The following is a 25635-nucleotide window of genomic DNA, read 5'->3' as shown; positions in this document are numbered from 1 at the left end:
GCCGCGCGCGAAGGAAGGAGCCCCTTTGAGCCTGAAATCCCTGGTCATCCTGATGACGACCCTGGCCGTCATCAGCGACGCCATCCTGATTCCCTTCTATCCGCAGTTCTTCGCCGCACGCTACGGCCTGGACAGCGCGGTGCATGTGGGCCTGTACGTGGCGGCGATCTCGCTGGCGGTGATGTGCACCCTGCCGCTGTGGGCGCGGGTGGCGCGCCGCGTCGAGCCGCTGCGCCTGCTGGTCTACACCCAGTTCGCGGCCGGCTGCTTCAGCCTGGCCTGCGACTGGGCGCCACGCGTCGAGCTGTTCTGGCTGCTGTCGATGCTGATGTTCATGTGCAAGAGCAGCTACCTGCTGATGTACCCCTACCTGATGCGGCTGACGCCCAAGGAGCAGCATGCGGCCACCATCGGCACCCTGTCGGTCGTCGTGCACTTCGGCGCGATCTTCGGCGCGGTGGCCGGCGGCTGGGTGCTGCAGCTCTGGGGCCCGCGCGCCAGCATCTATGCGATGGCGGCCGGCGACTTCTTCCAGATGGCCGTCTGCATCTACCTGATCCGCAGCGGCCGCATCGTGCCGGTCAACAGCGGCCCGCTGGCCGTCGTCGACCAGGCCGCGCCGCGGCGCGACTGGCGCCACAGCCTGGCGATCCTGCGGCTGGCGATGGTGATGCTGGTGTTCGACTTCAGCGCCTACCTGATCCGGCCCTTCTTCGCGCTGCACTGGCAGCGCGCCAGCGGCAGCGACAGCGAGCTGCTGTCCGGCCTGGCCTATGCGATCCCGGGCGGCGTCGCGCTGCTGGCGCTGTGGCTGCAGGCCCGCATCCGCGCCCGCGGCGGCCGCCAGCCGGACCACACCTTGGGCAATCTGCTGCTGGGCGGCGTCGGGCTGCTGCTGCAGGCCGCGGGCGAGCCCTGGGCGATCGCGCTGGGCCGGGTGCTGTACGGCTGGGCGCTGTTCCAGATCATCGTCAAGCTGGAGGTCAACCTGTTCCGCCTGTCGACGCCGCAGCGCTACGCGCAGGACTACAGCATCACCAACTTCTTCCAGAACCTGGGCGTGCTGCTGTCCTCCTTCGCGGCCGGCGCGCTGGTGCAGCGCTACGGGCTGCAGCTGCCCTTCCTGCTGGCGGCCGGCGGCTTCCTGCTGACCGCGCTGCTGGACCGTCTGATCCTGAAGGTGCCGAGCGCGGAGCAGGCCGCGCCGGCGCAGACGATGGAGCCCGCCGCCCATGCCGGCTGATCTGCCGCACCGCCGCGCCGACGCCACAGCGCGGCCCTACCGCGACGCCGAGACCGGCTTCGCCTTCCTGCCGCTGCGCCTGCCGCAGGAGGGGGCGCTGCTGCACCGCTGGTTCATCGAGCCGCGCGCACGCTTCTGGCTGATGCAGGACAAGAGCGAGGCCGAGGTGCGCGCGGCCTACCAGGCCATGCTGGACAGCGGCCAGGCCACGCCCTATCTGGGCTGGCGCGACGGCCGCGCGCAGTTCCTGGCCGAATGCTACGACCCGGCGTTCGACCGCATCCGCGAGTTCTACCCGGTGCAGCCCGGCGACCTGGGCATGCACATCTTCATCGGCCCCGCCGCGCGGCCACAGCCCGGCTTCTCGCGCGGCGTGTTCTTCGCGCTGATGCGCTTCATGTTCCGCCATCTGGCGGCGCGGCGCATCGTCGTCGAGCCGGACGCCGACAACCACAAGATCCACGCGCTCAACCGCTCGGCCGGTTTCGTCTACGAGCGTCAGGTGCAGTTCCCCGAAAAGATCGCGGCCCTCGCCTTCTGCACGCGGCGCGATTTCGATCAGGCCACGGCCGCCACCCAGGAGCATTTCCACCCATGAACGTCCAACTCGCCCATCAATTCGCCGCCGATCCCGCCGCGGCCGCCAGCCATCTGACGCCCGAGGTCTGGGCCCAGGCGAACCGCCTGCTGCTGCGCAAGGCGATCGCCGAGTACGCCCATGAGCTGATCGTCGAACCGCAGGCGCTCGGCCCGGCCGCCGACGGCTTCGAGCGCTACCGGCTCGCCTCCGACGACGGCCGCAGCGTCTACGAGTTCGAGGCGCGCCGCCTGGCGCTGCGCCATTGGTTCATCCGCGCCGAGTCGCTGCAGCGCCGCGTCGACGGCGCCGAGCAGGCGCTCGACGCGCTGCAGTTCATCATCGAATGCCGCCAGCGCCTGGGCATCCGCGAGGAGCTGTTGCCGATCTACCTCGACGAGATCAGCAGCACCCTCTTCGGCAGCGCCTACAAGCGCAACCGCCCCGATGCCCCGAGCAGCGAGCAACTGGTCGACGAGCCGGACTTCCAGCGCATCGAGGCCGCGATGATCGAGGGCCATCCCGGCTTCGTCGCCAACAACGGCCGCCTGGGCTTCACCGCGATCGACTACCGCGCCTATGCGCCCGAGACCGGCAGCGAGCTGCGCGTGCTGTGGCTGGCGGTGCACAAGGAGCATGCCAGCTTCGCCAGCATCTCCTCGCTGAGCCAGCAGCAACTGCTGGAGGAAGAGCTGGGCCGCGAGACCCTGCAGCGCTTCACCGCGCTGGTGGCGGCCCAGGGCGTCGATCCGGCGGATTACCACTTCATGCCGGCCCATCCCTGGCAGTGGTTCAACAAGCTGTCGATCGCCTTCGCCGGCTATGTCGCGCAGCGCAAGATCATCTGCCTGGACTACAGCGAGGACCGCTACACCGCGCAGCAGTCGATCCGCACCTACTTCAACCAGAGCGACCGCCGCAAGCGCTATGTGAAGACCTCGCTGTCCATCCTCAACATGGGCTTCATGCGCGGCCTCTCGCCCTACTACATGTCGGGCACGCCCGCGATCAACGAGTACATCAAGGGCCTGGTCGACGCCGATCCGGTGCTGCGCGCCTACGGCTTCACGATGCTGCAGGAGGTCGCCTCGATCGGCTTTCGCAACTTCTACTACGAGGCCGCGATCCCGGTCGACACGCCCTACAAGAAGATGTTCTCGGCCCTGTGGCGCGAGAGCCCGCTGCCGCTGCTGAAGCCCGGCGAGCGGCTGATGACGATGGCCGCGCTGCTGCATGTGGACAAGGACGGCCGCGCGCTGCTGCCGGCCCTGATCCGCCGCTCGGGCCTCGCGCCCGAGGTCTGGCTGCGGCGCTATCTGGACGTCTACCTGACGCCGCTGCTGCACTGCTTCTACCGCTACGAGCTGACCTTCATGCCGCACGGCGAGAACCTGATCCTGGTGCTGGACGAGTGCCATGCGCCGGTACGCGCGATCATGAAGGACATCGCCGAGGAATGCGCGATCCTGAACCTCGAGGCGCGCCAGGGTCTGCCCGAGAAGGTCGAGCGCCTGGCGGTCGACGTGCCGGAGCATTTCAAGATCCTGGGCATCTTCATCGACGTGTTCGACGGCGTGCTGCGCCACATCAACCAGGTGCTGGTCGAGCATGGCGTCTGCGACGAGGACGCGTTCTGGTCCACCGTCGCCGACAGCGTGTCCGACTACCAGCAGACCCATCCCGAGCTGGCTGCGCAGTTCGCGCGCTACGACATCTTCGCGCCCGAGTTCCTGCATTCCTGCCTGAACCGGCTGCAGCTCGGCAACAACGTGCAGATGGTCAACCTGGCCGATCCGGCCTCCAGCCTGAAGATGGCCGGCAACTTGCCCAACCCCATCGCCCGCTTCCGGCGCGCTCCGGCCGATGCGCGCCGCCCCGCCCCGGACCGGGTGCCCGATCCGGCATGAGCGCGCTGGCGGCACCGCAGCGCCCTGCGCCCGACGCGGACCTGGCACGGCTGTTCGGCCTGACCGAACGGCTGCTGCCCGCGCTGCGCGGCGAGCAGGGTGTCGGCGCGAACGGCGCGGCCCTGCCCGAGCCGGCCGCGCTGGATGCGCTGTGCCGCCATTGGCGCGAGTCCTATCCCGAGGCCGGCGCGCATTACTGGGCGCTGCGCTGCTGGGGCCTGCTGATCTGGCAGCCGATCTACCTGTGCGTGATCGCGGCCCAGCTGGATGAACGGGTGCCGCGGCTGGCCGGCCTGCGCCAGCCGCTGCAAGGCGGCTTCCCGCGCGGCCTGAGCCTGCCGGCGCACCGGCCGCCGCGCGGCCGCACGCTGGACGAACGCATCGCGCTGGCCGGCGACGAGCTGCGCCCGCTGTGCGCCGAGGGCCGCACGCTGCTGGCGCCGCGGGTCGCGCTGCATCGCGCGGCGGCCGAGCGGCTGCAGGCCGAATGCGTGCTGGGCGCGCTGCTGCTGGTGCATGAGCAGCGGCCGCAAGACCTGACCCTCGAGGCGCTGCCGGTGCTCGCGCAGCGCTGGCTGGCGCGGCTGGACATCGCCGGCGGCTGCGGCCTGCTGGCCTACCGGGCGCGCGACGGCACGCCGCGCGTCGCGCTGGACCGCAAGGTCTGCTGCCACCACTACCGCCGCCATGACGGCGAGAAATGCAGCACCTGCCCGCTGCTGCCGCGGCCGGCGCGCCTGGAGCGCCTGCTGGCCGAGACGGACTAGCGCGCCCCGCCCTTCTTCACGCCAGCGACCGGCCAGGCCGGGCCAGCCTCGTCCATTCCGCAGAGGACTCTTCCATGAACGACGTCGTCCGCCTGGCCCATTTGCGACCCGCGCTGACCCAGCTGCCGGTCCGGGCCTATTTCGATGCCGAGCTGTTCGAACGCGAGCAGGAGCTGATCTTCGGCCAGTCGGCCCGCTACATCGGCCATGAGAAGGCCGTGCCCCAGCAGGGCGACTGGCGCCGCCTGGCCCAGGAGGACGGCGGCCGCGTGCTGCTGCGCAATGCGCAGGGCGTGGAGCTGCTGTCCAATGTCTGCCGGCACCGGCAGGCGCTGATCCTGGGCGGCGAGGCCGGCAATGTGGCCGGCGGCGCGCCCGCCAGCGGTTCGCTGGGCGGCAGCGGCGGCCAGATCGTCTGCCCGCTGCACCGCTGGACCTACAACGATCGCGGCGAGCTGATCGGCGCGCCGCAGTTCGAGACCAAGCCCTGCCTGAACCTGCAGCGCTTCCCGCTGCGCCAATGCCATGGCTGGCTGTTCGAGGGCATGCGCGACCCGGCCGCCGACCTCGGCCCGCTGTTCGCACGCCCCGAGTTCGATTTCTCCGGCCATGTGCTGGACCATGTCGAGGTCCACCATTGCCGCTACAACTGGAAGACCTTCATCGAGGTCTATCTGGAGGACTACCATGTGGCGCCATTCCACCCGGGCCTCGGGCGCTTCGTCAGCTGCGACGACCTGAGCTGGGAGTTCGGTGCCTGGCACAACCTGCAGCGGGTCGGCGTGCGCCAGGGCCTGGCCGCGGCCGGCTCCGAGATCTACCGCGATTGGCACGAACGCCTGCTGGACTACCGCGGCGGCCAGGCGCCGGACTACGGCGCGATCTGGGTGACCTATTTCCCCACCCACATGATCGAGCTCTACCCGCATGTGCTGGTGCTCTCCACGCTCTATCCGCGCGGGCCGCAGGACACGCTCAATGTGGTGGAGTTCTACTACCCCGAGGAGATCGCCGCCTTCGAGCCGGAGTTCACCCGCGCCCAGCGCGCGGCCTACATGGAGACCGCGCGCGAGGACGACGAGATCGGCGAGCGCATGGACGCCGGCCGGCTGGCGCTGCTGCGGCGCGGCGTCAGCGAGACCGGCCCCTACCAGTCACCGCTGGAGGACGGCATGGCGCATTTCCATGCCTGGTACCGCGGGCTGATGGACCTGTCGCCGGATTGAGCCGACCGCGGCCCGCTCAGCCCAGCAGCAGCGCGTCGTCCGACAGCTTCTCGCCGCGCACGCGCTCGAACATCGCCAGCAGGTCGGGCACGTCCATGCGGCTGCGCTCCTCGCCGGAAACGTCGAGCACGACCTGCCCCTGGTGCAGCATCACGGTGCGCTCGCCGACGTCCAGCGCCTGGCGCATGCTGTGCGTCACCATCATCGTGGTCAGCTTGGCCTCGGCGACGATGCGCGCGGTCAGCTGCAGCACGAAATCGGCGGTACGCGGGTCCAGCGCCGCGGTGTGCTCGTCCAGCAGCAGGATGCGCGAGGGGCGCAGCGCCGCCATCAGGAGGCTGACCGCCTGGCGCTGGCCGCCGGAGAGCAGGCCGATGCGGTCGCCCAGACGGTTCTCCAGCCCCAGGCCCAGGGTGGCCAGGCGCTCGCGGAACTGCTCTCGCATCGAGCTCTTGACCGCGCGGCCGAGAAAGCGCGTGGCGCCGCGGCGTTCCGCCAGGGCCATGTTCTCCTCGATCGTCAGGTCCTCGCAGGTGCCGGCCATCGGGTCCTGGAACACGCGGGCGACGCGCACGGCGCGGTCCCAGACCGGCAGCCGCGTGACCTCGTCGCCGTCGATCAGGATGCGGCCGCGGTCGACCGACTGGTCGCCCGAGATCGCGTTCAGGAAGGTCGACTTGCCGGCCCCGTTGGAGCCGATCACGGTGACGAACTGGCCGCTCGGGATCTCCAGCGACAGGCCGCGCAGCGCGCGGGTCTCGATCGGCGTGCCGGGGTTGAAGGTGATTTCGAGTTGTTGTGCGCTCAGCATGGGATGAACCTCGTCGTCCTAGGCATCAGTTCGGGCGGCGCGCGATGCGGCGGCGCAGCTGCGGGATGACCAGCGCGACCGTGACCAGCAGCGCGGTGACCAGGTTCAGGTCCTGGGCCTTCAGGCCGATGAACTCGCTGTTCAGCGCCAGCGCGATGAAGAAGCGGTAGACGATCGCGCCGATCACGACGGCCAGGGTCGCCAGCACCAGGCGGCGCGAAGGCAGGATGCTCTCGCCGACGATCACCGCGGCCAGGCCGATCACGATGGTGCCGATGCCCATCGAGATATCGGCGCCGCCCTGGGTCTGCGCGAACAGCGCGCCGGCCAGCGCGACCAGCGCGTTCGAGACCGCCATGCCCAGCAGCACCATCGCGCCGGTGTTGACGCCCTGGGCGCGCGCCATGCGCGCGTTCGAGCCGGTGGCGCGGATCGCCAGGCCGCGTTCGGTGGCGAAGAACCAGTCCATCGCCAGCTTCAGCGCCACCACGATCACCAGCAGCAGCAGCGGGCGCGCCACATAGTCTTCCATGTTGGCGGGCTGCAGCAGGGTGAACAGGGTCGGCTCGGTGATCAGCGGCACATTGGGGCCGCCCATGATGCGCAGGTTGATCGAGTACAGCGCGATCATCATCAGGATGCTGGCCAGCAGGTCCATGATGCGCAGCCGCACGTTCAGCCAGCCGGTCAAGAGGCCCGCGGCCGCGCCGGCCGCGGTGGCGGCCAGGGTCGCGGTGTAGGGGCTGGCGCCGGAGGCGATCAGGGTCGCGCAGACGGCGCCGCCAAGCGGGAAGCTGCCGTCCACCGTGAGATCGGGAAAGCGCAGCAGGCGAAACGAGATGTACACGCCGAGCGCCACCAGGCTGAAGATCAGGCCGATCTCCAGCGCACCGAGCAGGGAGAATAAAGACATGGGAGTGAGGAGGCTGCGGCGGTGAGACGCCGTGGCTGCTAATTTTGGGTCTGCAGAAACGACAAGGGCCCCGAAGGGCCCTGTCGCCGCGAAAGCGGCTGCGCGACGGCTGATATAGCCGCCGCCGGCCGGCTGCGATTATCGGACGACTTCGGTCGCCGACTTGACCAGGGCCTCCGGCAGGGTGATGCCCTGCTTCTGCGCCGCGCCCGGGTTCACATAGAGCTCCAGCTTGGTGCTCAGCTCGGGCTTGATGTCGCCGGGCTTCTCGCCCTTCAGGATGCGCACCGCCATGCGGCCGGTCTGCTCGCCCAGGTCGCGGTAGTTGATGCCCAGCGCCGCGACGGCGCCGCGCTTGACGCTGTCGGTGTCGGAGGCGACCAGCGGGATCTTCGCGTCGGTGCCGACCTTGACCAGGGACTCGTAGGCCGAGACCACGTTGTTGTCGGTGTTGGTGTAGATCACGTCGACCTTGCCGATCAGGCTGCGCGCGGCGCTGCTGACGTCCACCGAGCGCGGCGCGGCCGCCTCGACCAGGCTCAGGCCCAGCTTGGGCAGCAGGACCTGCAGCTGCTTGACCACCACCACCGAGTTGGCCTCGCCGGGGTTGTAGACCATGCCGACGCGCTTGGCCGCGGGCACGACCTTCTGCAGCAGCTCCATCTGCTTGTCCAGCGCCAGCAGGTCGGAGACGCCGCTGACATTGGTCTTCGAGGCCTCCCAGTTCGGCACCAGCTTGGCCGCCACCGGATCGGTCACCGCCGAGAACAGCACCGGCACGTTCTTGGTCGCGGCCACCGAGGCCTGCGCGGTCGGGGTCGCGATCGCGACGATCACGTCCGGCTTGTCGCCGACGAACTTGCGCACGATCTGCGCGGCGGTGCCGGGATTGCCCTGGGCGCTCTGGTACTGCCACTTCAGGGTCTTGCCGTTCTCGTAGCCGGCCTCCTTCAGCGCGGCCTGGATGCCGTCGCGCACCGCGTCCAGCGCCGGGTGCTCGACGATGGTCGCCACCGCCACCGATTTCTGTTGTGCCAGGGCCGGCATCGCGGCGCACAGGGCCAGGGTCAGCGCGCCCAGCGGCGCCCAGATCTTTTGACTCTTCGTCATCGTCGTCATCGCACTCATCTCCGCTATGTTTTTTGGCAGGACCGGCCGCGAGAGCCGGTGCTTCAAACCAGTCTACTTGAGCGACCACAAGCCTTGCCTTGTCATGGTCGCCAGTCGCCCAGCGCTGCGCGGGGCCTTTGCCGCGCGGCTAGAGTGGCGGCGACCGATTGATGTAGAGAGAGAGAGAAGGAACGACGATGGATTTCGCAAGCTGGCTGGCCTTTGTCGGCGTGGCCCTGGTGGTGGCGTTCTCGCCCGGGCCGGCGGTGCTGCTGGCGATCTCCAACTCGCTGGCTCATGGCGCGGGCCGCGCGATGATCGGCGCGCTGGGCAATGCGCTGGGCCTGCTGATCGTCGCCGCCGCCGCGACCCTGGGCCTGGGCGCGCTGCTGCAGACCTCGGCCACCGCCTTCCTGCTGCTGAAGCTGGTCGGCGCGGCCTACCTGATCTATCTGGGCGTGCGCCAATGGCGCCAGCGTGCCAGCGCCTTCGACGGCATCGACGAGGCCGCCGCGGCGCGCGAGCGGCCCTCGGCGCGGCGCCTGTTCGCCAACGGCCTGACGGTGGCGCTGACCAACCCCAAGGCCATCCTGTTCTTCACCGCGCTGTTCCCGCAGTTCCTGCGCGAGGCCTCGCCGGCCTCCGAGCAGTTCCTGGTGCTGGTGCTGAGCTTCTCCGGCTGCGTCGTGCTGGCCCATGGCTTCTATGTGCTGCTGGCCCGCGCGCTGCGCCGCCGCCTGAGCAGCGCGCGCCGCGTGCAGGCGCTGAACCGGCTGTTCGGCGCCGGCTTCGTCGCGATCGGCGTCAGCCTGCTGGGCCTGCGCGCGAAGGCGGTCGCCTAAACGTCCCCCAGTTCCAGCAGGGCGCGCCGCAGCTCGTTGACCGGCGCGGTCAGGCGCTTGTCGCGCCGCATCACCAGCGCCAGCCGGCGGCTCAGGCGCGGCGACAGCGGCCGCAGCTGCAGCCCGGCGCGCGCCGCGGGCTCGCGCAGCGCCATGCCCGGCACCAGCGCGCAACCCAGCCCGGCGGCCACCAGGGCCTTGATCGCCTCGACGCTGCCCAGGGCCATCGCCGGCTTCAGCCGCGCCGCGCCGCCTCGCGCCAGCCAGGCATCGGCCAGCCGGCGCGTGTTGCCGCCCGGCTCGAACAGCAGCAAGGGCCGCTGCGCCAGCGCCCGCGCGGTGACGTGGGCCGGCAGCGCCATCGCGGCCGGCGCGATCGCGACGAACTCGTCCTCCAGCAGCGGCGTGATCTCGAAGGCCCGACCCGCCAGCGGCAGGGTCACCAGGCCCAGGTCCAGCTGGTTGTCCTCGACCGCGCGCGCGATCTGCGCGGTGTTGCCGGTGCTGACCGTGATCTCCAGCTCGGGGCAGCGCCGGCGCAGGCCCTGCAGCAGCGGCGGCAGCAGATGGATGCAGGCGGTGGCGCCGCTGCCCAGGCGCACCAGGCCGCGCACGCCCTCGGCCCGCCCGGCCACCGCCGCCAGCGCCGCGGCCACGCTGACCTCGATGCCGCCGGCATGGGCCAGCAGCTCGGCGCCCGCGGCGGTGGGCCGCAGGCTGCGCCCGACCCGCTCGATCAGCGGCACGCCCAGGCGCCGCTCCAGGCTGCGGATCTGCTGGCTGACGGCCGGCTGCGTGATCTCCAGCCGCTCGGCCGCGGCCGAGAAGCTGCCGCAGTCCAGCACGGTGACGAAGGTCCGCAGCTGGTCGAGGTTGAGGCTCATCGAAGCTCCAAGTTTTTCTTATGCAGCGCATAAGTAGCCAAAGCTTCATTTATACGCCGGGCGCCGCGATGATGACCCGCATGCCGAAGATCGACGCCACCCCATCTCAACCCCTGCTGCGCGACGCGCAGGAGGCCGACATGCCGGCCATCCAGGCGATCTACGCCCACCATGTGCTGCAGGGCATCGCCAGCTTCGAGGAGGCCGCGCCGAGCCCGGCCGAGATGCTGGCGCGCCGCGCCGCGGTGCTGCGCGCCGGCCTGCCCTACCTGGCCGCCGAGCTGGATGGACGGCTGCTGGGCTATGCCTATGCCACAACCTACCGCCCACGCAGCGCCTACCGCCACACGATCGAGAGCTCGGTCTATGTCGCCGCCGGCCAGCAGGGCCGCGGCCTGGGCCTGGCGCTGATGACGGCGCTGATCGAGCGCTGTGAGGCAGGCCCCTGGCGCCAGCTGCTGGCGATGGTCGGCGACAGCGGCAACACCGGCTCGCTGGCCCTGCACCGGCGCCTGGGCTTCAGCACCGTCGGCACCCTGGTCGGGGTGGGTTTCAAGAAAGGCCGCTGGGTCGACACGGTGCTGATGCAGCGACCGCTCGGGCCGGGGGCGTTGAGCCTGCCGAAATAGGCGGCTCAGGGTTGCAGGCCGCCGAGATCGGTGTGATAGGTGCCTTCCTCGGACCATTCCTCCAGATCGCCCGGCACCGGGAACTCGAGCGACAGCGCGCGCGCCGCGGCCTCGGGGGTCGGGAAGGAATCGCCCCAGGGCATCTGCTCATGCTTGACGCGCCAGCGCCCCGACAGGCGGCTCTTGATCGTGAAGCGCCCCAGCGGGCTGTCGTACAGGTAGGAAACCGAATCGATGTCCATAAACGCATGCACCGCCGCGAAACCGCACCGCCGGGTCGGCGACCGGTCCCGCGCGCGGCGGTCTGATCTCTACTGACGGCTCTTGTACCGCCGAAGACCCGATGTAGCGGTTTCATTTTGTATTGTTCGCATTGCGTTCGCCGGCGACACAATCGAGGCCGATGCGCACCCCGCTCCCGATCTGCCTGCTGCTGCTCGCCATCGCGCTGCCGACTCCGGCGCAGGAGGACGCGTCGGCGCTGCGCAACTGGTTCGACGACCCCTTCTTCCGGCTGACACGGGACGAGGCGGACTGCCCGGAGCCGGCGGGTCCCTTCGTCGACGAGCGCGGCCGGCGCGAGCAGGCGCACCGGCGCGCCGAGAAGGGCACGACCTGCTGGCTGGCCGGCGAATGCGATCGCCCCAAGGCCTTCGACTACGACGCTGACATCGCCGCAGCGATCCGCGCGGACTTCGCGCGGCGCGAGGCGGAGTTCCGGCCCAGCAGCCTGTGGGTCACGGTGCAGGGCCGGGTGGTCTATCTCGAGGGCTGCGCCGCGGACGCCGGCATGGCGGCGCGGTTGGAGACCTGGGCGCGCGCCCTGCCCCATGTGCAGCAGGCGATCGCGCTGCTGCGCGTTGCACGGGGCGCGCCGCCCTACCGCTTGCGCTAGGCCCGCGCCAGCGCCCGCTGCACGCGTTCCGCGGCGTGCCGCAGGCGCTCGACCAGGGCCGGCGGCGACTCCACCTCGAACTCCAGATCCAGCGCCAGCAGCCAATAGACCACGCCGTCCAGCGAGGAGGCGCCGCAGGTGAGTCGGCAGCGCCTCTCGTCCAGCGCCTCCAGCAGGCCGGCCGAGGCCGGGATGCGCTGCGCCAGCTCCTCGCTCGGCGCGTGGAACACGATGCGCGCCTGCTCGGCATAGGGCGCCAGCGACAGCGAGCGCGCCACATAGGCCCGCAGATCGCCGCCCTCCGGGCCGGGGCGCGGGCGGAAATGCGCGCCAACCCGGACCTCGCCCTCGATGCGGTCGAGGCGGAAGGTGCGCCAATCCTCGCGCGCCGGATCCCAGGCCACCAGGTACCAGCGGCTGCCGGTATGCACGACGCCCTGCGGCTCGACCGCGCGCTCGCTGGTCTGGCCGCGTGCATCGGCATAGCGGTAGGCCACGCCGAGCTGCTCGCGGCAGGCCGCCGCCAGGGTCGCGAGCTGCCCCGCATCGACCTGCGGCCCCGGCCGGTCCATCGGCAGCACGGCCGTGCGCAGCGCATCGGCGCGCCGGCGCAGCCGCAGCGGCATCACCTGCTCCAGCTTGACCATGGCCTGCAGCGCCGGTTCCTCGATGCCGCCGATCTGGCCGGCCGCGGCGGTGCGCAGCGCCAGCGCAACGGCCAGCGCCTCCTCGTCGTCCAGCAGCAGCGGCGGCAGCGCCTGCCCCGGCTTGAAGGCATAGCCGCCGGCCACGCCGCTGCTGGCCTGCACCGGATAGCCCAGCTGGCGCAGCCGGTCGATGTCGCGCCGCAGGGTGCGCGGGTGCACCGCCAGCCGCTCGGCCAGCTCCTGGCCGGCCCAATGGCGGCGGGTCTGCAACAGCGAGAGCAGGCGCAGCAGGCGGGAGGAGGCGCTCAACATGGCCTCGACTGTAGCCGCCATTGAGGGCCGAATCTGTCCGCAATGGCGCCTACATTGGCTGGGCGTCGCGACACCGTTCCCCAAACACCACCGATCACTTCCCAAGGAGCTACCCCATGTCCAAGATCGTCCTGTACTGGCACCCGATGTCCAGCGCTACCCCGATCGCCTGCGCCCTGACCGAGCTGGGCCTGCCGCATGAGCGGGTCAAGATCGACATCCGCAGCGGCGAGCAGCACCGCCCCGACTACCTGGCGCTGAATCCCAACGGCAAGGTGCCGACCCTGACGGTCGACGGTGCGCCGATGTTCGAGGCGCTGGCAATCCAGCTGTGGCTGGGCGAGACCTATGGCATCGAGCGCGGCCTCTGGCCCGAGGCCGGCACGCCCGAGCGGCTGCAGGCCATGTCCTGGTGCACCTGGGCCTATGTCACCTATGGCACGGTGCTGGTACGCCTGCAGCTCGCGACCCAGGGCGAGGAGGCGCTGCGCAGCGAGGCCCTTGCCCAGGCCGCGCATGCCGGGCTGGACCGACTGCTGGGCCTGCTGGACGAGCGGCTGGCGCGCCAGCCCTGGATGCTGGGCGCGGACTACTCGCTGGCAGACCTGCTGGTCGGCTCGGTGCTCGGCTACAGCGCCTACCTGGGCGCGCCGGTCGCCGCCCATGCCCATGTCTCGGACTGGCTGGGCCGCGTGCAGGCCCGCCCGGCGATGCAGATCGACGCCTGAGCGCTCTTCAGCGCCCGGCCGGCCGGGCGCAGCGCGGCGCGACCAGCTGGTAGCGGGCGACGATGGCCTGCCAGTCCGGGTCGCAGGGCATCTCGGCGACGAGGCGCTGCAGCGCCTCGAACAGCGCCCGGTTGCGGCGCCCGACCCCGATGCGCCGCTCGAACACCGCGCTCTCCGCCAGCGGCAGATGGCGCAGCCGCGTCGCGCAGCCGGAGGACTCGGCCAGCGCATCGAAGACCGAGCGGCTCAGCTGGGTGAAGTCGATGCGGCCGGCGCAGAGTTTGCGCAGCGAGGAGACCGGACCGTTGGCATCGTCGCGCCGGATCAGGCCCTGCTCGGCCAGGCGCTCGATGCCGGCGTAGCGGTTGCCAAGCACGCCACCGAAGCGCAGGCCCTTCAGGTCGTCCAGCCGGCGCGGCTCGCGACCCAGGTCGTCGCGCACCACCACGCCGTTCTGGTCGAACAGCAGGGTCTCGGTCCAGAGGTACTGGCTGCGCGACGGGTCGTCGACAAAGGCCGGCGCCAGCAGCAGCAAGACGGCATCGAAGTCCTGCGGCCGCGCCAGATGGCGCCGCATCAGCCGCTCGCGCGGCACATCCTCCTGGCGCAGGCGCTGGCCCGCCGGCAGGCGCTCGTTCAGGTAGCGCAGCAGCTCCGCGACGAAGCCGCGGCCGGTCTCCTGCACGAAGGGTGGATGCTCGTAGGTGTTGAAGGCCGCGACCTCGACGGCGCTCGCGGCGGCGCAGGCGGCGAACAGGGCCACGCCGACGGCGGCGCGCCGCATGGACCAGGCCACAAGATCCCCCCACATGGCGCGGATCATCCCACGCGCCGGCCTCAGGGTGGGGCGGCCGTCGAGGCCCGCTCGATGATGCGGAAGCCCACATCGATGCAGCGCTGCTCCACCGCCTCACCGCGGCAGCGCGCGATGATCAGCTGAGCCGCATGCAGGCCGATGGCGGCGCCGTCGATATGCACGGTGCTCAGCGAGGGATTCAGATGGGCCGAGAACTCGGCGCCGCCGAAGCCGAACACGGCCAGGTCCTCCGGCACGCGGATGCCGCGCGCCTGCGCCTCGGTCAGCACGCCCTCGGCCAGGCCGTCCGAGCTGCAGAACACCGCGCGCAGGCCCGGGTCGCGCTGCAGCAGCTCCGCCAGCGCACGCCGGCCATGCGGGACGCCGGTCGGCGGCTTGACGAAGGCGGTCGGCACCTCGCGCCCCATCGTCGAGAGAAAGCCCTCGCGGCGCTGGCTCGCACGCTGGTCGTCGGCGGTCGCGATGCCGACGCGCTGCCAGCCCTTGGTCAGGAAGTAGCCGGCCACCGCGCTGCCGACCTTCAGGTGCGAGAAGCCCACCACCGAGTCCAGCGGCCGCTCGGTCATGTCCCAGGTCTCGACCACCGGAATGCCCAGCTTCGCCAGACGCTTCGCGGCCTCGCCATGCTGCAACAGGCCCGCGACGACGATGCCGTCGACCCGCCGGCCCACCATGGTGTTCAGCAGCGCCGCCTCGCGGCCATGGTCGTAGCCGGTCTGGCCCAGGATCAGCTGGTAGCCGGCCTTGTCCAGCTCCTCGGTCAGGGTCTGGATGGTCGGCAGGAACTGCGGCACCGAGATCACCGGCACCAGGGCCGCCACCGTCATGCTGCGCTTGGACTTGAGCCCGCCGGCCAGCAGATTGGGGATGTAGCCGGTGGCCTCCACTGCCGCCCGCACCTTCTCTATCGTGCCCTGTGACACCAGCTCCGGGCTGCTGAGCGCGCGCGAGGCGGTCATCGGCGAGACCCCGGCGCTGCGGGCGACATCGTGCAGGGTGACGGACTTGGGTCGGGGGCGGGTGGCATGCGGGCGGGTTCGGGGCGGTGGGCGGGATTGTCCGAGCTTTGCACGAGGGTGTTTGACGAAGCGACAATGTTATCGATAACATCAACGCCAGCGAGACCGAACGACCATAGAAACCGGCAGTTGTTGTTTTCACCCATGCCAACCTCACCAATTTGATAACGTTCACATGACCAACAACAGCGCCCTGCCCCAGTCGGCCGCCGACCGGATCGCCTGGATCCGCCTCTCCTCCTGCTATCTGCCGCTGGCCACGCCCATCAGCGATGCAAAAGTGCTGACCGGCCGCCAGAAGCCGATGACCGAGATCGCGATGCTGTTCGCCGAGATCGTCACCGCCAATGGCCAGCAGGGCCTGGGCCTGAGCTACGCCAAGCGCGCTGGCGGCCCGGGTCAGTTTGCCCACGCCAAGGAGATCGCGCCGGCCCTGCTGGGCGAGGACCCGAGCGACATCGCCAGGCTCTGGAACAAGCTCTGCTGGGCCGGCGCCTCGGTGGGCCGCAGCGGCCTGTCGACCCAGGCCATCGGCGCCTTCGACGTCGCGCTCTACGACCTGAAGGCGCGCCGGGCCGGGCTGCCGCTGTCCAAGCTGCTGGGGGCCTACCGCGACTCGGTGGCCTGCTACAACACCTCGGGCGGCTTCCTGCACACGCCGCTGGAGCAACTGCTGGTGAACGCCGAGGCCTCGATCGCGCACGGCATCGGCGGCATCAAGCTGAAGGTGGGCCAGCCGGACCGCGCGCTGGACATCCGGCGCGTCGAGGCGGTGCGCAAGCACCTCGGTGATGGCGTCGCGCTGATGGTGGACGCCAACCAGCAATGGGACCGCCCGACCGCGCAGCGCATGTGCCGCCAGTTCGAGCCCTATGGCCTGGTCTGGATCGAGGAGCCGCTGGACGCCTACGACCACGAGGGCCATGCCGCGCTGGCCGCCGCCTTCGACACGCCGATCGCCACCGGCGAGATGCTGACCAGCGCGATGGAGCATGGCGAGCTGATACGCCACCGCGCGGCCGACTACCTGATGCCCGACGCGCCGCGCGTCGGCGGCATCACGCCCTTCCTGAAGATCGCCGCGCAGGCCGAGCAGGCCGGCGTGATGCTGGCGCCGCATTTCGCGATGGAGCTGCATGTGCACCTCGCGGCGGCCTATCCGACCGAGCCCTGGGTCGAGCATTTCGACTGGCTGGAGCCGCTGTTCAACGAGCGGCTGGAGATCAAGGACGGCCGCATGCGGGTGCCGACGCGGCCGGGCCTGGGCCTCTCACTGAGCGAGCAGGCGCGCATCTGGACGCGGGAGCAATGCGAGCTGGGCCAGCGACCCTGAAGAACCTATTTCCCCCTAGACAACAACGGAGACAAGCCATGAAGAACACATCGAGCAAGAAGAAGGTCCTGGCCGCCATGGCGCTGGGCCTGCTGGCCGTCGGCGGCGCCATCGCCCAGGCCTGGCCCGCCAAGCAGCAGGTCACGCTGCTGGTGCCCTTCCCGCCGGGCGGTTCCACCGACATGATCGCCCGCACGCTGGGCCCGAAGCTGCAGGAAAAGCTCGGCGGCAGCTTCATCGTCGACAACAAGGCCGGCGCCGGCGGCACGGTCGGCGCCACGCAGGCCAAGCGCGCCGCGCCGGACGGCTACACCGTCTTCGTCTCCTCGCTGGGGCCCTTCGTGATCGGTCCTCACCTGCTGAAGAACGTCGGCTACGACCCGCTGAAGGACTTTGACTACCTGACCATCGCGGTGCAGGCGCCGAACGTGCTGGCCGTGCCGGCCGCCTCGCCGCACAAGAGCTTCGCCGAGCTGCTGGCCTTCATCAAGGCCAATCCGGGCAAGATGAGCTTCGCCTCGGCCGGCAACGGCACCTCGGACCACCTGACCGCCGAGCTGTTCTGGCAGGAGACCGGCACCCAAGCCAGCCACATCCCTTACAAGGGCGGCGCGCCGGCGATGGCCGACCTGCTGGGCGGCCAGGTCGATGCCAGCTTCATGAACATCAACACCGGCCTCTCCAATATCAAGGCCGGCAAGCTGCGCGCGCTGGCGATCACCAGCGCCAAGCGCTCGCCGCTGCTGCCGGACGTGCCGACGATGGAGGAGCTGGGCCACAAGGGCGTGACCGTCTACTCCTGGCAAGCCTTTGCCGCGCCCAAGGGCATCCCCGCGGACATCAAGGGCAAGCTGCACGACGCGCTGGTGGCCGGCCTGAACGACCCGGCCGTCAAGCCCAAGCTGCTGGAGCTGGGTTTCGAGATCGTCGGCAACACGCCCGAGCAGTTCACCGCCTTCCAGGCCGCGGAGTTCGCGCGCTGGAAGAAGGTGATCGAGACCGGCAAGATCACCGCAGATTGAACAGACCCCCCCTACGGCCTTCGGCCGCCCCCTCAAGAGGGCACGCCCGTAGGACCGGCAAAGCCGGATCCTCGGGCGTCGCTTGGGAATACAACCAAAAGTACATCGTCATGGCAGCAAGCACGCCGCTCTACATCAAGATGCACGAGGCCGACAACGTCGCCATCGTGGCCAACGAGGGCGGGCTCGATGCCGGCGCGCGTTTCGCCGACGGGCTGATCCTGGTGGACCGGGTGCCGCAGGGCCACAAGCTGGCGCTGACGGACCTGGCCGCCGGCGCGGCGGTGCGGCGCTACAACGTCGTGATCGGCCGCATGCTCAAGGCCGTGTCGGCCGGCAGCTGGATCCATGAGCGCCTGCTGGAGATGCCCGAGGCCCGCTCGCTGGAGGGGCTGCCTATCGCCAATGCGGCCACCGCGCAGCGCGAGGCGCTGCCGCCGCTGCAGGGCCATACCTTCGAGGGCTATCGCAATGCCGACGGCTCGGTCGGCACGCGCAACATCCTGGCGATCACGCAGACCGTGCAATGCGTGTCCGGCGTGGTGGACTTCGCGGTCGAGCGCATCAAGCGCGAGCTGCTGCCGAAGTACCCGAACGTCGACGACGTGGTGGCGCTGGAGCATGGCTACGGCTGCGGCGTCGCGATCGACGCGCCGGATGCGGTGGTGCCGATCCGCACGCTGCGCAATATCACCTTGAACCCGAATTTCGGCAACGAGGTGATGGTGGTCAGCCTGGGCTGCGAGAAGCTGCAGCCGGAGCGCCTGTTGCCGCCCGGCACCTTTGCCATCGCGCCGGAGCAAGCGAAGGGCGAGGGTGTTGGCGCCGATGTCGTCTGCTTGCAGGACGGCGCCCATATCGGCTTCATGAGCATGATCGACTCCATCCTGCGCACCGCCGAGCAGCATCTGAAGCGCCTGGACGCGCGTCGGCGCGAGACGGTGCCGGCCAGCGCCCTGGTGGTGGGCGTGCAGTGCGGCGGCAGCGATGCCTTCAGCGGCGTCACCGCCAACCCGGCGGTGGGTTTCTGCACCGACCTGCTGGTGCGCGCCGGTGCCACCGTGATGTTCTCTGAGACCACCGAGGTGCGCGACGGCATCGACCAGCTGACCTCGCGCGCCGCCAGTCCCGAGATCGCCGACGCGATGATCCGCGAGATGGCCTGGTACGACGCCTACCTGAAGCGCGGCAGCGCCGACCGCAGCGCCAACACCACGCCCGGCAACAAGAAGGGCGGCCTGTCCAATATCGTCGAGAAGGCGATGGGCTCCATCGTCAAGAGCGGCAGCGCACCGATCAGCGGCGTGCTCTCGCCCGGCGAGAAGCTCAGCGACCGCGGCATCCGCGCCGGCCTCGTCTACGCCGCCACACCCGCCAGCGACTTCATCTGCGGCACCCTGCAGCTGGCCGCCGGCATGAACCTGCATGTCTTCACCACCGGCCGCGGCACCCCCTACGGCCTGGCCGAATGCCCGGTCATCAAGGTGGCGACACGCAGCGAGCTGGCGCGGCGCTGGCACGATCTGATGGACATCAATGCCGGTCGCATCGCCGACGGCGAAGCCACGATAGCGGAGGTCGGCTGGGAAATGTTCCGCCTGATGCTGGACGTGGCCAGCGGCCGCAAGAAGACCTGGGCCGAGCAGTGGCGGCTGCACAACCAGCTGGTGCTGTTCAATCCGGCGCCGGTGACCTGAACGACGGCATTGGAAAAGGCACTGACGTTTGTGCCGGCAGCTTGACCATGCAGGCCTGGAACAGCGGCGCTGCCAGCCAGCCGCTCAGCCAGGCCCGTAGCGCCGGCCAGGGCTGGGCCTCGAACCAGGCCGGATCGATCGCGGCGAACTGGCGCACGAAGGGGAACAGCGCCAGGTCGGTCGCGCAGGGCGTGTCGCCGCCCAGCCAGGGCCGCGCCTCCAGGCGATGCTGCAGCGGCAGCAACAGGGCCTGCACGGCCGCGGCGCGCGCGGCCTCGCGGTCTAACGCTTCCGCCGCGTAGCGCTCCGGGTATTTGTAGCGATCGAGCCAGCGCTTGAACTCGCCGTCATTGCAGGCCAGCAGCGCGAGATTCGCCTCGGTCTGCGCGCGGCGCCACCAGCCGTCCGTGTCCGCGGGTTCCAGCGCCCAGCGCATGATGTCCCAGCTCTGCTCCAGCACCCGGCCATCCGCCAGCTGCAGCACCGGCACCGTGCCCTTGGGCGACAGGCGCAGCAGCTCCGCCGGCTTGTCGCGCAACACCACCTCGAACACCCGAAAGGCCCGCCCGGCCTGCAGCAGGGTCATGCGCGCCCGCATCGCATAGGGGCAGCGGCGGTAGCTGTAGAGCAGCGGCGGGAGGGTGTCGGGAGCGGGCATCGGCGGCATTGTGACAAGCGCATGGATCAGCGTGCGAGGGTAGCGCAAGCCCCGGGGCGCCCGGCCCGCGTTAAATCGGCCACGGATCGGCCACAAGGTGTTGCAAACCCATGCGCGACGGCGCCGCGCGCGGGCGTCGATAATGGCGGCCCGGCGGGACCTCCCTTCCGCCTGCTGTTGCATTAACTGGATAACCCGATGAACAAAACCGAACTGATCGAAAACATCGCCACCAAGAGTGGTGTCAGCCGCGCCGTCGCCACCTCGATGCTGGACGCCACGCTGGGTTCGATCACCGAAGCCCTGGCCGCCGGCGACACCGTTGCCATCCTCGGCTTCGGCACCTTCAAGGTCAGCGAGCGCGCTGCCCGCACCGGCAAGAACCCCTCCACCGGCGCCGCGCTGGAAATCCCGGCCTCGACCGTGCCGAAGTTCACCGCCGGCAAGGGTCTGAAGGACGCCGTCAACACCAAGAAGTAAAGCAGCAGCGAGGGCCGGCAACGGCTCTGCTCGCTCGCGCAAGGGCGCCGTCGTCACGACGTGCGCCCTTTTTCTTTGGCTCTTTGCTCTTTGACTTCTGATGCTCCCTGCGTGGTCTTGATGGACCCTACGCAGAGCCGGGTTGCGCCGGGACGCGGGCATGCGCAATTGCGCGCACCCGCATCCCGGCTTCTCCACCGCAAGTGGTTCGCGGGAAAGCCGAACGCAACGTTAAGCAGGAGGGTGGGCAGGCCTGATGCGGAGGTCAAGGAGGAGGCCGCGAAGCGGCCGGGGGACACGTAGCAGCAGGCCTGCCAGGCCTGCCCGCCCTCCTGCGCCCAGACCTTCGCCATCGCGGCACCATCAATCAACGCGCGAAGCGCGTTTTTTCTAGCCCCGCCCGCCGCGATACCGCCCGGCCCGGTGGTTCCATGCCAGCACGCCATTCAGCACCACGGTGGCCAGCACCGACCAGGCGACGCGCGCCGGGTCCAGCAGCAGGCAGGAGCCGGCCAGGATCAGCAGATCGATCGCCAGCTGCACCCAGCCGACCGACCAGCCCAGGCGGCGCTGCAGGTACAGCGCCAGGATGTTGACGCCGCCCAGGCTGGCGTCATGGCGGAACATCACCAGCAGCCCGGTGCCGATCAGCACCCCGCCGGCCAGCGCGGCGAAGGCCGGCGCGGCCTGCACCGTGATCAGCCCACGCACCAGCTCGATGCCCGCCGCCAGCGCCACCACCGCCAGCAGGCTGCGCAGCGTGAAACGCCCGCCCAGGGTGACCCAGCCGAGCAGGTAGAAGGGCAGGTTGACGAGCAGCAGCGTCGGCCCAAGCGGCCAGCCGCTCGCATAGCCGAGCAGGAAGGCGAGGCCCGGCGTGCCGCCGGTCGCCAGGCCCGCGCTGCCCAGCAGGGTCAGGCCCAGCGACAGCAGCAACAGCGCGGTGCCGGCCGCCTGCAGGTCGTCCCACAGGCTGTGCGGCACGAGCAGGGACGCAGCGGAGGTGGTAGAAGAAGAGGACGAGGGCATAGCCATGATCGGTGGCCGCGAGTCTCCCCTGCCATCGGCCGCACGGCCTTGATCCAGGCCAAGCTCCGCTAAACGTTCACCGTTGCCGGCTGCGCGCGCAGCGGCCATTGCCGGACCAGGTCGGCCATGGCCTCGGCCGGCACCACCTTGCCGAAGTAATAGCCCTGCAGCTCGTCGCAGCGCTGCTCGCGCAGGAAGTTCACCTGGGTCCGGGTCTCGACACCTTCCGCGACCACATGCAGGCCGAGGGTGCGCGCCGGCGTGATGATGGCCTGGGCGATGGCGCGGTCGATCTTCAGCGTGTCGACCGGGAAGCGCTTCAGGCTGGTGAGCGAGGAATAGCCGGTGCCGAAGTCGTCCACCGCCAGCCGCACGCCCAGCGCCTTGCAGGCGCTCAGCAGCTTGAGGGCCCGCTCCAGGTCGCGCATCAGCGTGCTCTCGGTGACCTCCAGCTCCAGCCGCGCCGGGTCGATGCCGGTGTCGCGCAGGATTGCGCCGATGTCGGCGAACTGCCGCGCCGACAGGTTGACGGCCATCGTCAGCGGCGCCAGGCCCTGCGCCAGCCAGGCCACCTGCTGGCGGCAGGCCTGCTCCGGCACCCAACGGCCCAGCGGCACGATCAACCCGGTCTCCTCGGCGATCGGGATGAAGCGCGCCGGCGAGATCGCGCCCAGCAGCGGGTGGTTCCAGCGCAGCAGCGCCTCCACGCCCCTGCGCTCGCCACTGGCCGCATCGACCTTGGGCTGGCAATGCAGCTCCAGCAGCCGCGCCTCGAAGGCGCGCTGCAGCTCGGCCTCGAAGGCCAGGCGCTCGAACGAATGGTGGTTCAGCCCGGCCGAGTAGAAGGCATAGGCGTTGCGGCCCTTGTCCTGGTACATCGCGATGTCCGCATGGCGCATCAGGGTCTGCTCGTCCGTGCCATCGTCGGGAAAGACGCCGATGCCGATGCTGGCCGTGATGCGCAGCTCATGCCCGTCAAGACAGAGCGGCTGCGCGATCACCGCGAGCCGCCGACGCGCCAGGCCATTCAGGCGCGCCGGCGTCGCGACGCTGGGCAGCAGGATCACGAACTCGTCGCCACCCAGCCGCGCGGCCTGCTCGTCGGCCTGCAGGCAATGGCGCAGCCGGTCGCCGAACTTGTGGCCCAGGATATCGTTGATCAGCCTGAAGCGGTCGATGTCGATATAGACCAGCGCCAGATGCCGCTTTGCCTGGGCGATCGCCAGGTTCGCCAGGCGCGAGAACTGGGTGCGGTTGGCCAGCCCGGTCAGTTGGTCGGCATAGGCCAGGAACTCCACCTGGCGCGCGGCCTCCTTGGCCTGTTCCGCGCGCACGACATCGGCCAGGGTGCGGCACTGCGGGTCCAGGATGAACAGATCGCGCCGGTACAGATCGTCCAGGCCCTCTATAGGGCCTGCAGATTCTGCATGTCCTTGGAGGCGCCACGGGCGATCGCGGTGGCGAGGTTCTGCGCCTCCAGCCGGGCCGATTCCTCCACCGAGCGCAGCAGCAGCTGCGCGATCGCGTCGGCCGCCAGCAGCAAGACGCTGCAACAGGCCGCCACCACCGCCGCGAGCAGCCGGGCTCGCACGCTCTGCGGCTTCAGCCCCTTGCCGGCGCGGCGCCGGGCGCCGGCGGTTGGTTCTCTTCTTCCTCGCTCCCGGCCCCCGTTGCACCAAACAAGGGCGGCAATGCAGCGGCTACGTCGCTATCTGATCTGGTACCGGACAGGCAGTGTTCCCCCTGAGATCTGCCCAGCGATAGGCCTGCGGTAGGGCATGCCAGCGCACAGGAGGCGCGTCAACGCCAGGATGTCCCGTCCTAGGGAGCGGCAACGCTTGCCTGGGCCAACGCCCCGGGCTAAGGTAGGGCCAGCCACGCCCAGGCCCCCGATCACGACGAACAAGAGAAAAAAGGCCGGGCGCCACACTCGGACGGAGCCCTTTGCATATGCAGGATGAGGACACGGAAGAACGCTACCGACAGCACCTGGCCTTCCTGATCGGCCGCACCAAGTCCAGCGGAACCGGTCAAAGCTTCAACCAGTTCGTGCACCGATGCAAGGCCGAGGCCGCGGCCGCCTATCCGCGCGGCGCCGCGGCGGTGCGCAGAAAGCAGATGGCCGCCGGCGGGCTGCTGGGCGTGCTGGCAGCGTTGCTATCGATCATGTGGGTGGAGGCGGCGGCGGGCGGCTGATCACTGGCGGTCACGCCCATCGGGTCGATGGCCGGCCTCAAGGCTCGGTCCGTCCGGGCTTGCCGCGCCGGGCCGGGCTGGAGACGCGAATGGTGTCCCCTTCCGTCTGCACCTCGAGCCCGAAGCCGAGATTCAGCACCCGCGCGAAGGCCTCGACATTGTCGGCATCGAAGATGCCGCCGATATTGATGCGGGCCGCGGCCTCGTCTTGGATCACCAGCTGCTTGCGTCCATAGCGGTTGAACTGCGCCGCCGCCTCGGCCAGCGTCACCTGGTCGAACTCCAGCTTGCCGCGCAGCCAGCCCAGGCTGGCGCTGACCTGCTGCGGCGCCTGCCGGGCGACCAGCACATTGCTGGCATCGGCCAGCGCCGTGTCGTCGCGGTTCAGCACGGCCGGCCGGCTGCGCGCCGGCTGCACCTGCACGCGCCCTTCCAGCACCGCGACGCGCAGCCGGTCGCCCTCGCGATGCAGGGAGAACTTCGTGCCCAGCACGGTCACGGTCTGCCGGCCGGCATGGACGACGAAGGGCCGCTTGGCGTCGTGCGCGATGTCGAAGAAGGCCTCGCCCCGATCCAGCCAGACCTCGCGCGCGGCCTCGCTGACCGCGGTACGCAGCGTGGTGGCGGTATTCAGCGTCAGCTGGGAGCCATCGGCCAGACGCACCGATTCGCGCTGGCCGCGCGCCGTGGCATGGCGCTGGGCATGGGTGTCGCCATGAAAATCGGCCACCATCACCAGAGCCATCAGCGCCAGGCTGAGACCGGCCACCAGGCGCGATGCCGGCCACCAGGTGAAGCGCGGCATGCGGACCTTCAGCGCCGGCGTCCGCGTCCTGATGATGTCCTGGGCCGGTGGCGCGACATGCAAGGCACGCAGCCGGTCGGCGCGCTGCCAGATTTGCTCCAGCCGCAGGAAGGCCACCCGATGCAGGGTGGAGGCGCGCAGCCAGTCATCCAGCAGCAGCTGTCGCTCGGCCGGCAGCCGGCCGTCATGGCGATCCCGCTCGACGATCCATTCGGCCGCGCGGGCATTGATCGCGCTCAAGGGCTGGTCCTTCATCTCGTCTTCCTATCCCGGCGATGCGGCGTGGCGGTCTTTGCGTCGGAAGAGGCGCCGCCGCCCTGCGTAGCGGCCTGCAGCGCCTCGTCCAGCGCCTGCACGCCCTTCGCCAGCAAGCGCTCCACCCGGTCTTCCGTGATGCCGAGCCGGGCCGCCACCTCGCGCTGCGGCAGGTCCTCGATCTTGCGCAGCTCGAGCACCTCGCGACAAGGCGCCGGCAGCAGGTTCAGCGCTCCCTGCAGGAGCCGCAGCTCGCTGCGCGCGGCCAGATGGCGCTCGGGGCTCAGCTCGTCCAGCCTGGGTGCCAGGGCATCCATGTCGGCAAAGGTCTCGATGGAGACGATCTGCGCCCGGCGCGCGCGGTCCACCAGCAGATTGCGCGCCGTGGACAGGACGAAAGCCTGGGCCGAGTCCGGCCGGCTGCGCGCGCAGCTGTCGTACACGCGCGCATAGACCTCCTGCCGCAGGTCCGGCACATCGTCCCGGTCGCGCCAGTTGCGCCGCAGGTAGCGCTCCAGCACGGCTTCCAGCGGCAGCACTTCCTGCACGAACCACGCATTCAGCTCATCGTTGTCCAAGACCCGTCCTCAAGTCGCAGCGCCTCCCGCCGGGGTGGGGGCGAGGTCGCCGGCACATAGCTAGACGAACGAACGAGACCCATCCTCGGCGTAGTTACAAATAAAACAGCTCCCATCGCGCTCGGCCCGTGGAAACCCGCGATTTTCGCGGCATGGCCAGTCATCGGCACCGCCGCACCGGCCGCGCGTGATCGATCCCTCTTGCGCCGATGCAGCGCTCGGTGAATACCCGCGCAGCGCGAGGAAGTCGCGCGG

General features: G+C 70.1%; 28 protein-coding genes. 14 read left to right on the top strand and 14 right to left on the bottom strand.

Features of this window, described 5'->3' with window-relative positions:
- Positions 1–25: 25 nt before the first annotated feature.
- From G8A07_RS05225 to G8A07_RS05205, 5 genes are all read left to right on the top strand, one after another.
- Positions 26–1243 (top strand): MFS transporter, encoded by a 1218-nt coding sequence (locus G8A07_RS05225; protein ID WP_195796034.1) that lies wholly within the window; start codon positions 26–28, stop codon positions 1241–1243.
- Entirely contained in the window at positions 1233–1841 is a 609-nt protein-coding gene (locus tag G8A07_RS05220) for a GNAT family N-acetyltransferase (protein ID WP_195796033.1), read from the top strand. The genes G8A07_RS05225 and G8A07_RS05220 overlap by 11 nt, the downstream gene beginning before the upstream one ends.
- On the top strand, positions 1838–3727 hold the full coding sequence (locus G8A07_RS05215) for an IucA/IucC family siderophore biosynthesis protein (RefSeq protein ID WP_195796032.1): 1890 nt from the start codon (positions 1838–1840) through the stop codon (positions 3725–3727). Before G8A07_RS05220 ends, G8A07_RS05215 begins: the two co-directional genes overlap by 4 nt.
- Positions 3724–4494 (top strand): siderophore ferric iron reductase, encoded by a 771-nt coding sequence (locus G8A07_RS05210; protein ID WP_195796031.1) that lies wholly within the window; start codon positions 3724–3726, stop codon positions 4492–4494. The genes G8A07_RS05215 and G8A07_RS05210 overlap by 4 nt, the downstream gene beginning before the upstream one ends.
- Before the next feature lie 74 nt (positions 4495–4568).
- Positions 4569–5720 (top strand): aromatic ring-hydroxylating dioxygenase subunit alpha, encoded by a 1152-nt coding sequence (locus tag G8A07_RS05205; RefSeq protein WP_195796030.1) that lies wholly within the window; start codon positions 4569–4571, stop codon positions 5718–5720.
- Between the two features lie 16 nt (positions 5721–5736).
- Here G8A07_RS05205 and G8A07_RS05200 read toward each other — a convergent pair whose 3' ends face one another.
- From G8A07_RS05200 to G8A07_RS05190, 3 genes are all read right to left on the bottom strand, one after another.
- Positions 5737–6531, bottom strand: coding sequence for an ABC transporter ATP-binding protein (locus G8A07_RS05200; RefSeq protein WP_195796029.1), 795 nt, complete (start codon positions 6529–6531; stop codon positions 5737–5739).
- A 25-nt stretch (positions 6532–6556) separates the two neighbouring features.
- On the bottom strand, positions 6557–7444 hold the full coding sequence (locus tag G8A07_RS05195; protein WP_195796028.1) for an ABC transporter permease: 888 nt from the start codon (positions 7442–7444) through the stop codon (positions 6557–6559).
- 138 nt (positions 7445–7582) lie between these two features.
- A complete protein-coding gene (locus G8A07_RS05190; RefSeq protein ID WP_195796027.1) occupies positions 7583–8554 on the bottom strand; it encodes an ABC transporter substrate-binding protein in 972 nt (323 codons plus the stop codon).
- A gap of 197 nt (positions 8555–8751) precedes the next feature.
- Between G8A07_RS05190 and G8A07_RS05185 the strand changes: the two genes are divergently transcribed.
- On the top strand, positions 8752–9396 hold the full coding sequence (locus G8A07_RS05185) for a LysE family translocator (protein WP_195796026.1): 645 nt from the start codon (positions 8752–8754) through the stop codon (positions 9394–9396).
- On the opposite strand, the gene G8A07_RS05180 is transcribed toward G8A07_RS05185, so the two are convergent.
- Entirely contained in the window at positions 9393–10280 is an 888-nt protein-coding gene (locus tag G8A07_RS05180) for a LysR family transcriptional regulator (protein ID WP_195796025.1), read from the bottom strand. The two genes, G8A07_RS05185 and G8A07_RS05180, sit on opposite strands and share 4 nt — an antisense overlap.
- A gap of 80 nt (positions 10281–10360) precedes the next feature.
- Here G8A07_RS05180 and G8A07_RS05175 point away from each other — a divergent pair, with 80 nt between their 5' ends.
- A complete protein-coding gene (locus G8A07_RS05175) occupies positions 10361–10909 on the top strand; it encodes a GNAT family N-acetyltransferase (RefSeq protein WP_195796024.1) in 549 nt (182 codons plus the stop codon).
- Positions 10910–10914: 5 nt separating this feature from the next.
- On the opposite strand, the gene G8A07_RS05170 is transcribed toward G8A07_RS05175, so the two are convergent.
- Positions 10915–11151 carry a hypothetical protein gene (locus G8A07_RS05170; RefSeq protein WP_195796023.1) on the bottom strand — a complete coding sequence of 79 codons (237 nt, stop codon included), beginning with the start codon at positions 11149–11151 and terminating at the stop codon, positions 10915–10917.
- Between the two features lie 161 nt (positions 11152–11312).
- On the opposite strand from G8A07_RS05170, the gene G8A07_RS05165 reads away from it, so the two are divergent.
- Positions 11313–11804, top strand: a complete 492-nt coding sequence (locus G8A07_RS05165; protein ID WP_195796022.1) for a BON domain-containing protein — start codon at positions 11313–11315, stop codon at positions 11802–11804.
- Here the strand turns inward: G8A07_RS05165 and G8A07_RS05160 are convergent.
- On the bottom strand, positions 11801–12763 hold the full coding sequence (locus tag G8A07_RS05160; protein WP_195796021.1) for a YafY family protein: 963 nt from the start codon (positions 12761–12763) through the stop codon (positions 11801–11803). The two genes, G8A07_RS05165 and G8A07_RS05160, sit on opposite strands and share 4 nt — an antisense overlap.
- A 116-nt stretch (positions 12764–12879) precedes the next feature.
- Between G8A07_RS05160 and G8A07_RS05155 the strand changes: the two genes are divergently transcribed.
- On the top strand, positions 12880–13491 hold the full coding sequence (locus tag G8A07_RS05155) for a glutathione S-transferase family protein (RefSeq protein WP_195796020.1): 612 nt from the start codon (positions 12880–12882) through the stop codon (positions 13489–13491).
- A 7-nt stretch (positions 13492–13498) separates the two neighbouring features.
- Here G8A07_RS05155 and G8A07_RS05150 read toward each other — a convergent pair whose 3' ends face one another.
- Together G8A07_RS05150 and G8A07_RS05145 are read right to left on the bottom strand one after the other, a co-directional pair.
- The gene (locus G8A07_RS05150) at positions 13499–14302 is read right to left on the bottom strand and encodes an ABC transporter substrate-binding protein (RefSeq protein WP_195796019.1); all 804 of its coding nucleotides are present in this window, start codon (positions 14300–14302) and stop codon (positions 13499–13501) included.
- A gap of 26 nt (positions 14303–14328) precedes the next feature.
- On the bottom strand, positions 14329–15303 hold the full coding sequence (locus tag G8A07_RS05145; RefSeq protein ID WP_256441112.1) for a LacI family DNA-binding transcriptional regulator: 975 nt from the start codon (positions 15301–15303) through the stop codon (positions 14329–14331).
- A gap of 199 nt (positions 15304–15502) precedes the next feature.
- Between G8A07_RS05145 and G8A07_RS05140 the strand changes: the two genes are divergently transcribed.
- The 3 genes from G8A07_RS05140 (at position 15503) to garD (ending at position 19379) form a co-directional block, all read left to right on the top strand.
- Entirely contained in the window at positions 15503–16660 is a 1158-nt protein-coding gene (locus G8A07_RS05140; RefSeq protein WP_195796017.1) for a mandelate racemase/muconate lactonizing enzyme family protein, read from the top strand.
- Positions 16661–16737: 77 nt separating this feature from the next.
- Positions 16738–17682: a tripartite tricarboxylate transporter substrate binding protein gene (locus G8A07_RS05135; protein ID WP_195797598.1), complete on the top strand. Its 945-nt coding sequence runs from the start codon at positions 16738–16740 to the stop codon at positions 17680–17682.
- Positions 17683–17792: 110 nt separating this feature from the next.
- On the top strand, positions 17793–19379 hold the full coding sequence (gene garD, locus G8A07_RS05130) for a galactarate dehydratase (RefSeq protein ID WP_195796016.1): 1587 nt from the start codon (positions 17793–17795) through the stop codon (positions 19377–19379).
- Here garD and G8A07_RS05125 read toward each other — a convergent pair.
- Entirely contained in the window at positions 19357–20037 is a 681-nt protein-coding gene (locus G8A07_RS05125) for a glutathione S-transferase N-terminal domain-containing protein (RefSeq protein WP_195796015.1), read from the bottom strand. The two genes, garD and G8A07_RS05125, sit on opposite strands and share 23 nt — an antisense overlap.
- A gap of 198 nt (positions 20038–20235) precedes the next feature.
- Here G8A07_RS05125 and G8A07_RS05120 point away from each other — a divergent pair, with 198 nt between their 5' ends.
- Entirely contained in the window at positions 20236–20517 is a 282-nt protein-coding gene (locus G8A07_RS05120; protein WP_195796014.1) for an HU family DNA-binding protein, read from the top strand.
- Positions 20518–20907: 390 nt separating this feature from the next.
- Here the strand turns inward: G8A07_RS05120 and G8A07_RS05115 are convergent, their stop codons facing one another.
- From G8A07_RS05115 to G8A07_RS05105, 3 genes are all read right to left on the bottom strand, one after another.
- On the bottom strand, positions 20908–21552 hold the full coding sequence (locus G8A07_RS05115; protein ID WP_249937226.1) for a YitT family protein: 645 nt from the start codon (positions 21550–21552) through the stop codon (positions 20908–20910).
- 62 nt (positions 21553–21614) lie between these two features.
- Positions 21615–22880 (bottom strand): bifunctional diguanylate cyclase/phosphodiesterase, encoded by a 1266-nt coding sequence (locus G8A07_RS05110; protein WP_195796013.1) that lies wholly within the window; start codon positions 22878–22880, stop codon positions 21615–21617.
- Between the two features lie 71 nt (positions 22881–22951).
- Positions 22952–23137, bottom strand: a complete 186-nt coding sequence (locus G8A07_RS05105; protein WP_195796012.1) for a hypothetical protein — start codon at positions 23135–23137, stop codon at positions 22952–22954.
- A 359-nt stretch (positions 23138–23496) separates the two neighbouring features.
- Here G8A07_RS05105 and G8A07_RS05100 point away from each other — a divergent pair, with 359 nt between their 5' ends.
- Complete coding sequence (locus tag G8A07_RS05100) at positions 23497–23742, top strand: hypothetical protein (protein WP_195796011.1); 246 nt, start codon at positions 23497–23499, stop codon at positions 23740–23742.
- Between the two features lie 37 nt (positions 23743–23779).
- Here G8A07_RS05100 and G8A07_RS05095 read toward each other — a convergent pair whose 3' ends face one another.
- Both G8A07_RS05095 and G8A07_RS05090 read right to left on the bottom strand, forming a co-directional pair.
- On the bottom strand, positions 23780–24802 hold the full coding sequence (locus G8A07_RS05095; RefSeq protein WP_195796010.1) for a FecR family protein: 1023 nt from the start codon (positions 24800–24802) through the stop codon (positions 23780–23782).
- Complete coding sequence (locus G8A07_RS05090) at positions 24799–25380, bottom strand: RNA polymerase sigma factor (protein WP_195796009.1); 582 nt, start codon at positions 25378–25380, stop codon at positions 24799–24801. The genes G8A07_RS05095 and G8A07_RS05090 overlap by 4 nt, the downstream gene beginning before the upstream one ends.
- Between the last annotated feature and the right edge of the window lie 255 nt (positions 25381–25635).

Origin of the sequence: Roseateles sp. DAIF2, from assembly GCF_015624425.1 — a bacterium.
Taxonomy (GTDB): domain Bacteria; phylum Pseudomonadota; class Gammaproteobacteria; order Burkholderiales; family Burkholderiaceae_C; genus Kinneretia.
This window is presented reverse-complemented; position numbering and strand designations above follow the sequence as displayed.

What these genes read in the sequence shown, in the direction of transcription:
- G8A07_RS05125 (WP_195796015.1), bottom strand. Translation starts at nt 20,037, where the DNA reads ATGCCCGCTCCCGACACCCTCCCGCCGCTGCTCTACAGCTACCGCCGC.
- G8A07_RS05170 (WP_195796023.1), bottom strand. Translation starts at nt 11,151, where the DNA reads ATGGACATCGATTCGGTTTCCTACCTGTACGACAGCCCGCTGGGGCGC.
- G8A07_RS05160 (WP_195796021.1), bottom strand. Translation starts at nt 12,763, where the DNA reads ATGTTGAGCGCCTCCTCCCGCCTGCTGCGCCTGCTCTCGCTGTTGCAG.
- G8A07_RS05205 (WP_195796030.1), top strand. Translation starts at nt 4,569, where the DNA reads ATGAACGACGTCGTCCGCCTGGCCCATTTGCGACCCGCGCTGACCCAG.
- garD (WP_195796016.1), top strand. Translation starts at nt 17,793, where the DNA reads ATGGCAGCAAGCACGCCGCTCTACATCAAGATGCACGAGGCCGACAAC.
- G8A07_RS05195 (WP_195796028.1), bottom strand. Translation starts at nt 7,444, where the DNA reads ATGTCTTTATTCTCCCTGCTCGGTGCGCTGGAGATCGGCCTGATCTTC.
- G8A07_RS05180 (WP_195796025.1), bottom strand. Translation starts at nt 10,280, where the DNA reads ATGAGCCTCAACCTCGACCAGCTGCGGACCTTCGTCACCGTGCTGGAC.
- G8A07_RS05150 (WP_195796019.1), bottom strand. Translation starts at nt 14,302, where the DNA reads ATGTGGGGGGATCTTGTGGCCTGGTCCATGCGGCGCGCCGCCGTCGGC.
- G8A07_RS05190 (WP_195796027.1), bottom strand. Translation starts at nt 8,554, where the DNA reads ATGACGAAGAGTCAAAAGATCTGGGCGCCGCTGGGCGCGCTGACCCTG.
- G8A07_RS05165 (WP_195796022.1), top strand. Translation starts at nt 11,313, where the DNA reads ATGCGCACCCCGCTCCCGATCTGCCTGCTGCTGCTCGCCATCGCGCTG.
- G8A07_RS05120 (WP_195796014.1), top strand. Translation starts at nt 20,236, where the DNA reads ATGAACAAAACCGAACTGATCGAAAACATCGCCACCAAGAGTGGTGTC.
- G8A07_RS05115 (WP_249937226.1), bottom strand. Translation starts at nt 21,552, where the DNA reads ATGGCTATGCCCTCGTCCTCTTCTTCTACCACCTCCGCTGCGTCCCTG.
- G8A07_RS05175 (WP_195796024.1), top strand. Translation starts at nt 10,361, where the DNA reads ATGCCGAAGATCGACGCCACCCCATCTCAACCCCTGCTGCGCGACGCG.
- G8A07_RS05200 (WP_195796029.1), bottom strand. Translation starts at nt 6,531, where the DNA reads ATGCTGAGCGCACAACAACTCGAAATCACCTTCAACCCCGGCACGCCG.
- G8A07_RS05140 (WP_195796017.1), top strand. Translation starts at nt 15,503, where the DNA reads ATGACCAACAACAGCGCCCTGCCCCAGTCGGCCGCCGACCGGATCGCC.
- G8A07_RS05220 (WP_195796033.1), top strand. Translation starts at nt 1,233, where the DNA reads ATGCCGGCTGATCTGCCGCACCGCCGCGCCGACGCCACAGCGCGGCCC.
- G8A07_RS05135 (WP_195797598.1), top strand. Translation starts at nt 16,738, where the DNA reads ATGGCGCTGGGCCTGCTGGCCGTCGGCGGCGCCATCGCCCAGGCCTGG.
- G8A07_RS05215 (WP_195796032.1), top strand. Translation starts at nt 1,838, where the DNA reads ATGAACGTCCAACTCGCCCATCAATTCGCCGCCGATCCCGCCGCGGCC.
- G8A07_RS05155 (WP_195796020.1), top strand. Translation starts at nt 12,880, where the DNA reads ATGTCCAAGATCGTCCTGTACTGGCACCCGATGTCCAGCGCTACCCCG.
- G8A07_RS05210 (WP_195796031.1), top strand. Translation starts at nt 3,724, where the DNA reads ATGAGCGCGCTGGCGGCACCGCAGCGCCCTGCGCCCGACGCGGACCTG.
- G8A07_RS05185 (WP_195796026.1), top strand. Translation starts at nt 8,752, where the DNA reads ATGGATTTCGCAAGCTGGCTGGCCTTTGTCGGCGTGGCCCTGGTGGTG.
- G8A07_RS05100 (WP_195796011.1), top strand. Translation starts at nt 23,497, where the DNA reads ATGCAGGATGAGGACACGGAAGAACGCTACCGACAGCACCTGGCCTTC.
- G8A07_RS05095 (WP_195796010.1), bottom strand. Translation starts at nt 24,802, where the DNA reads ATGAAGGACCAGCCCTTGAGCGCGATCAATGCCCGCGCGGCCGAATGG.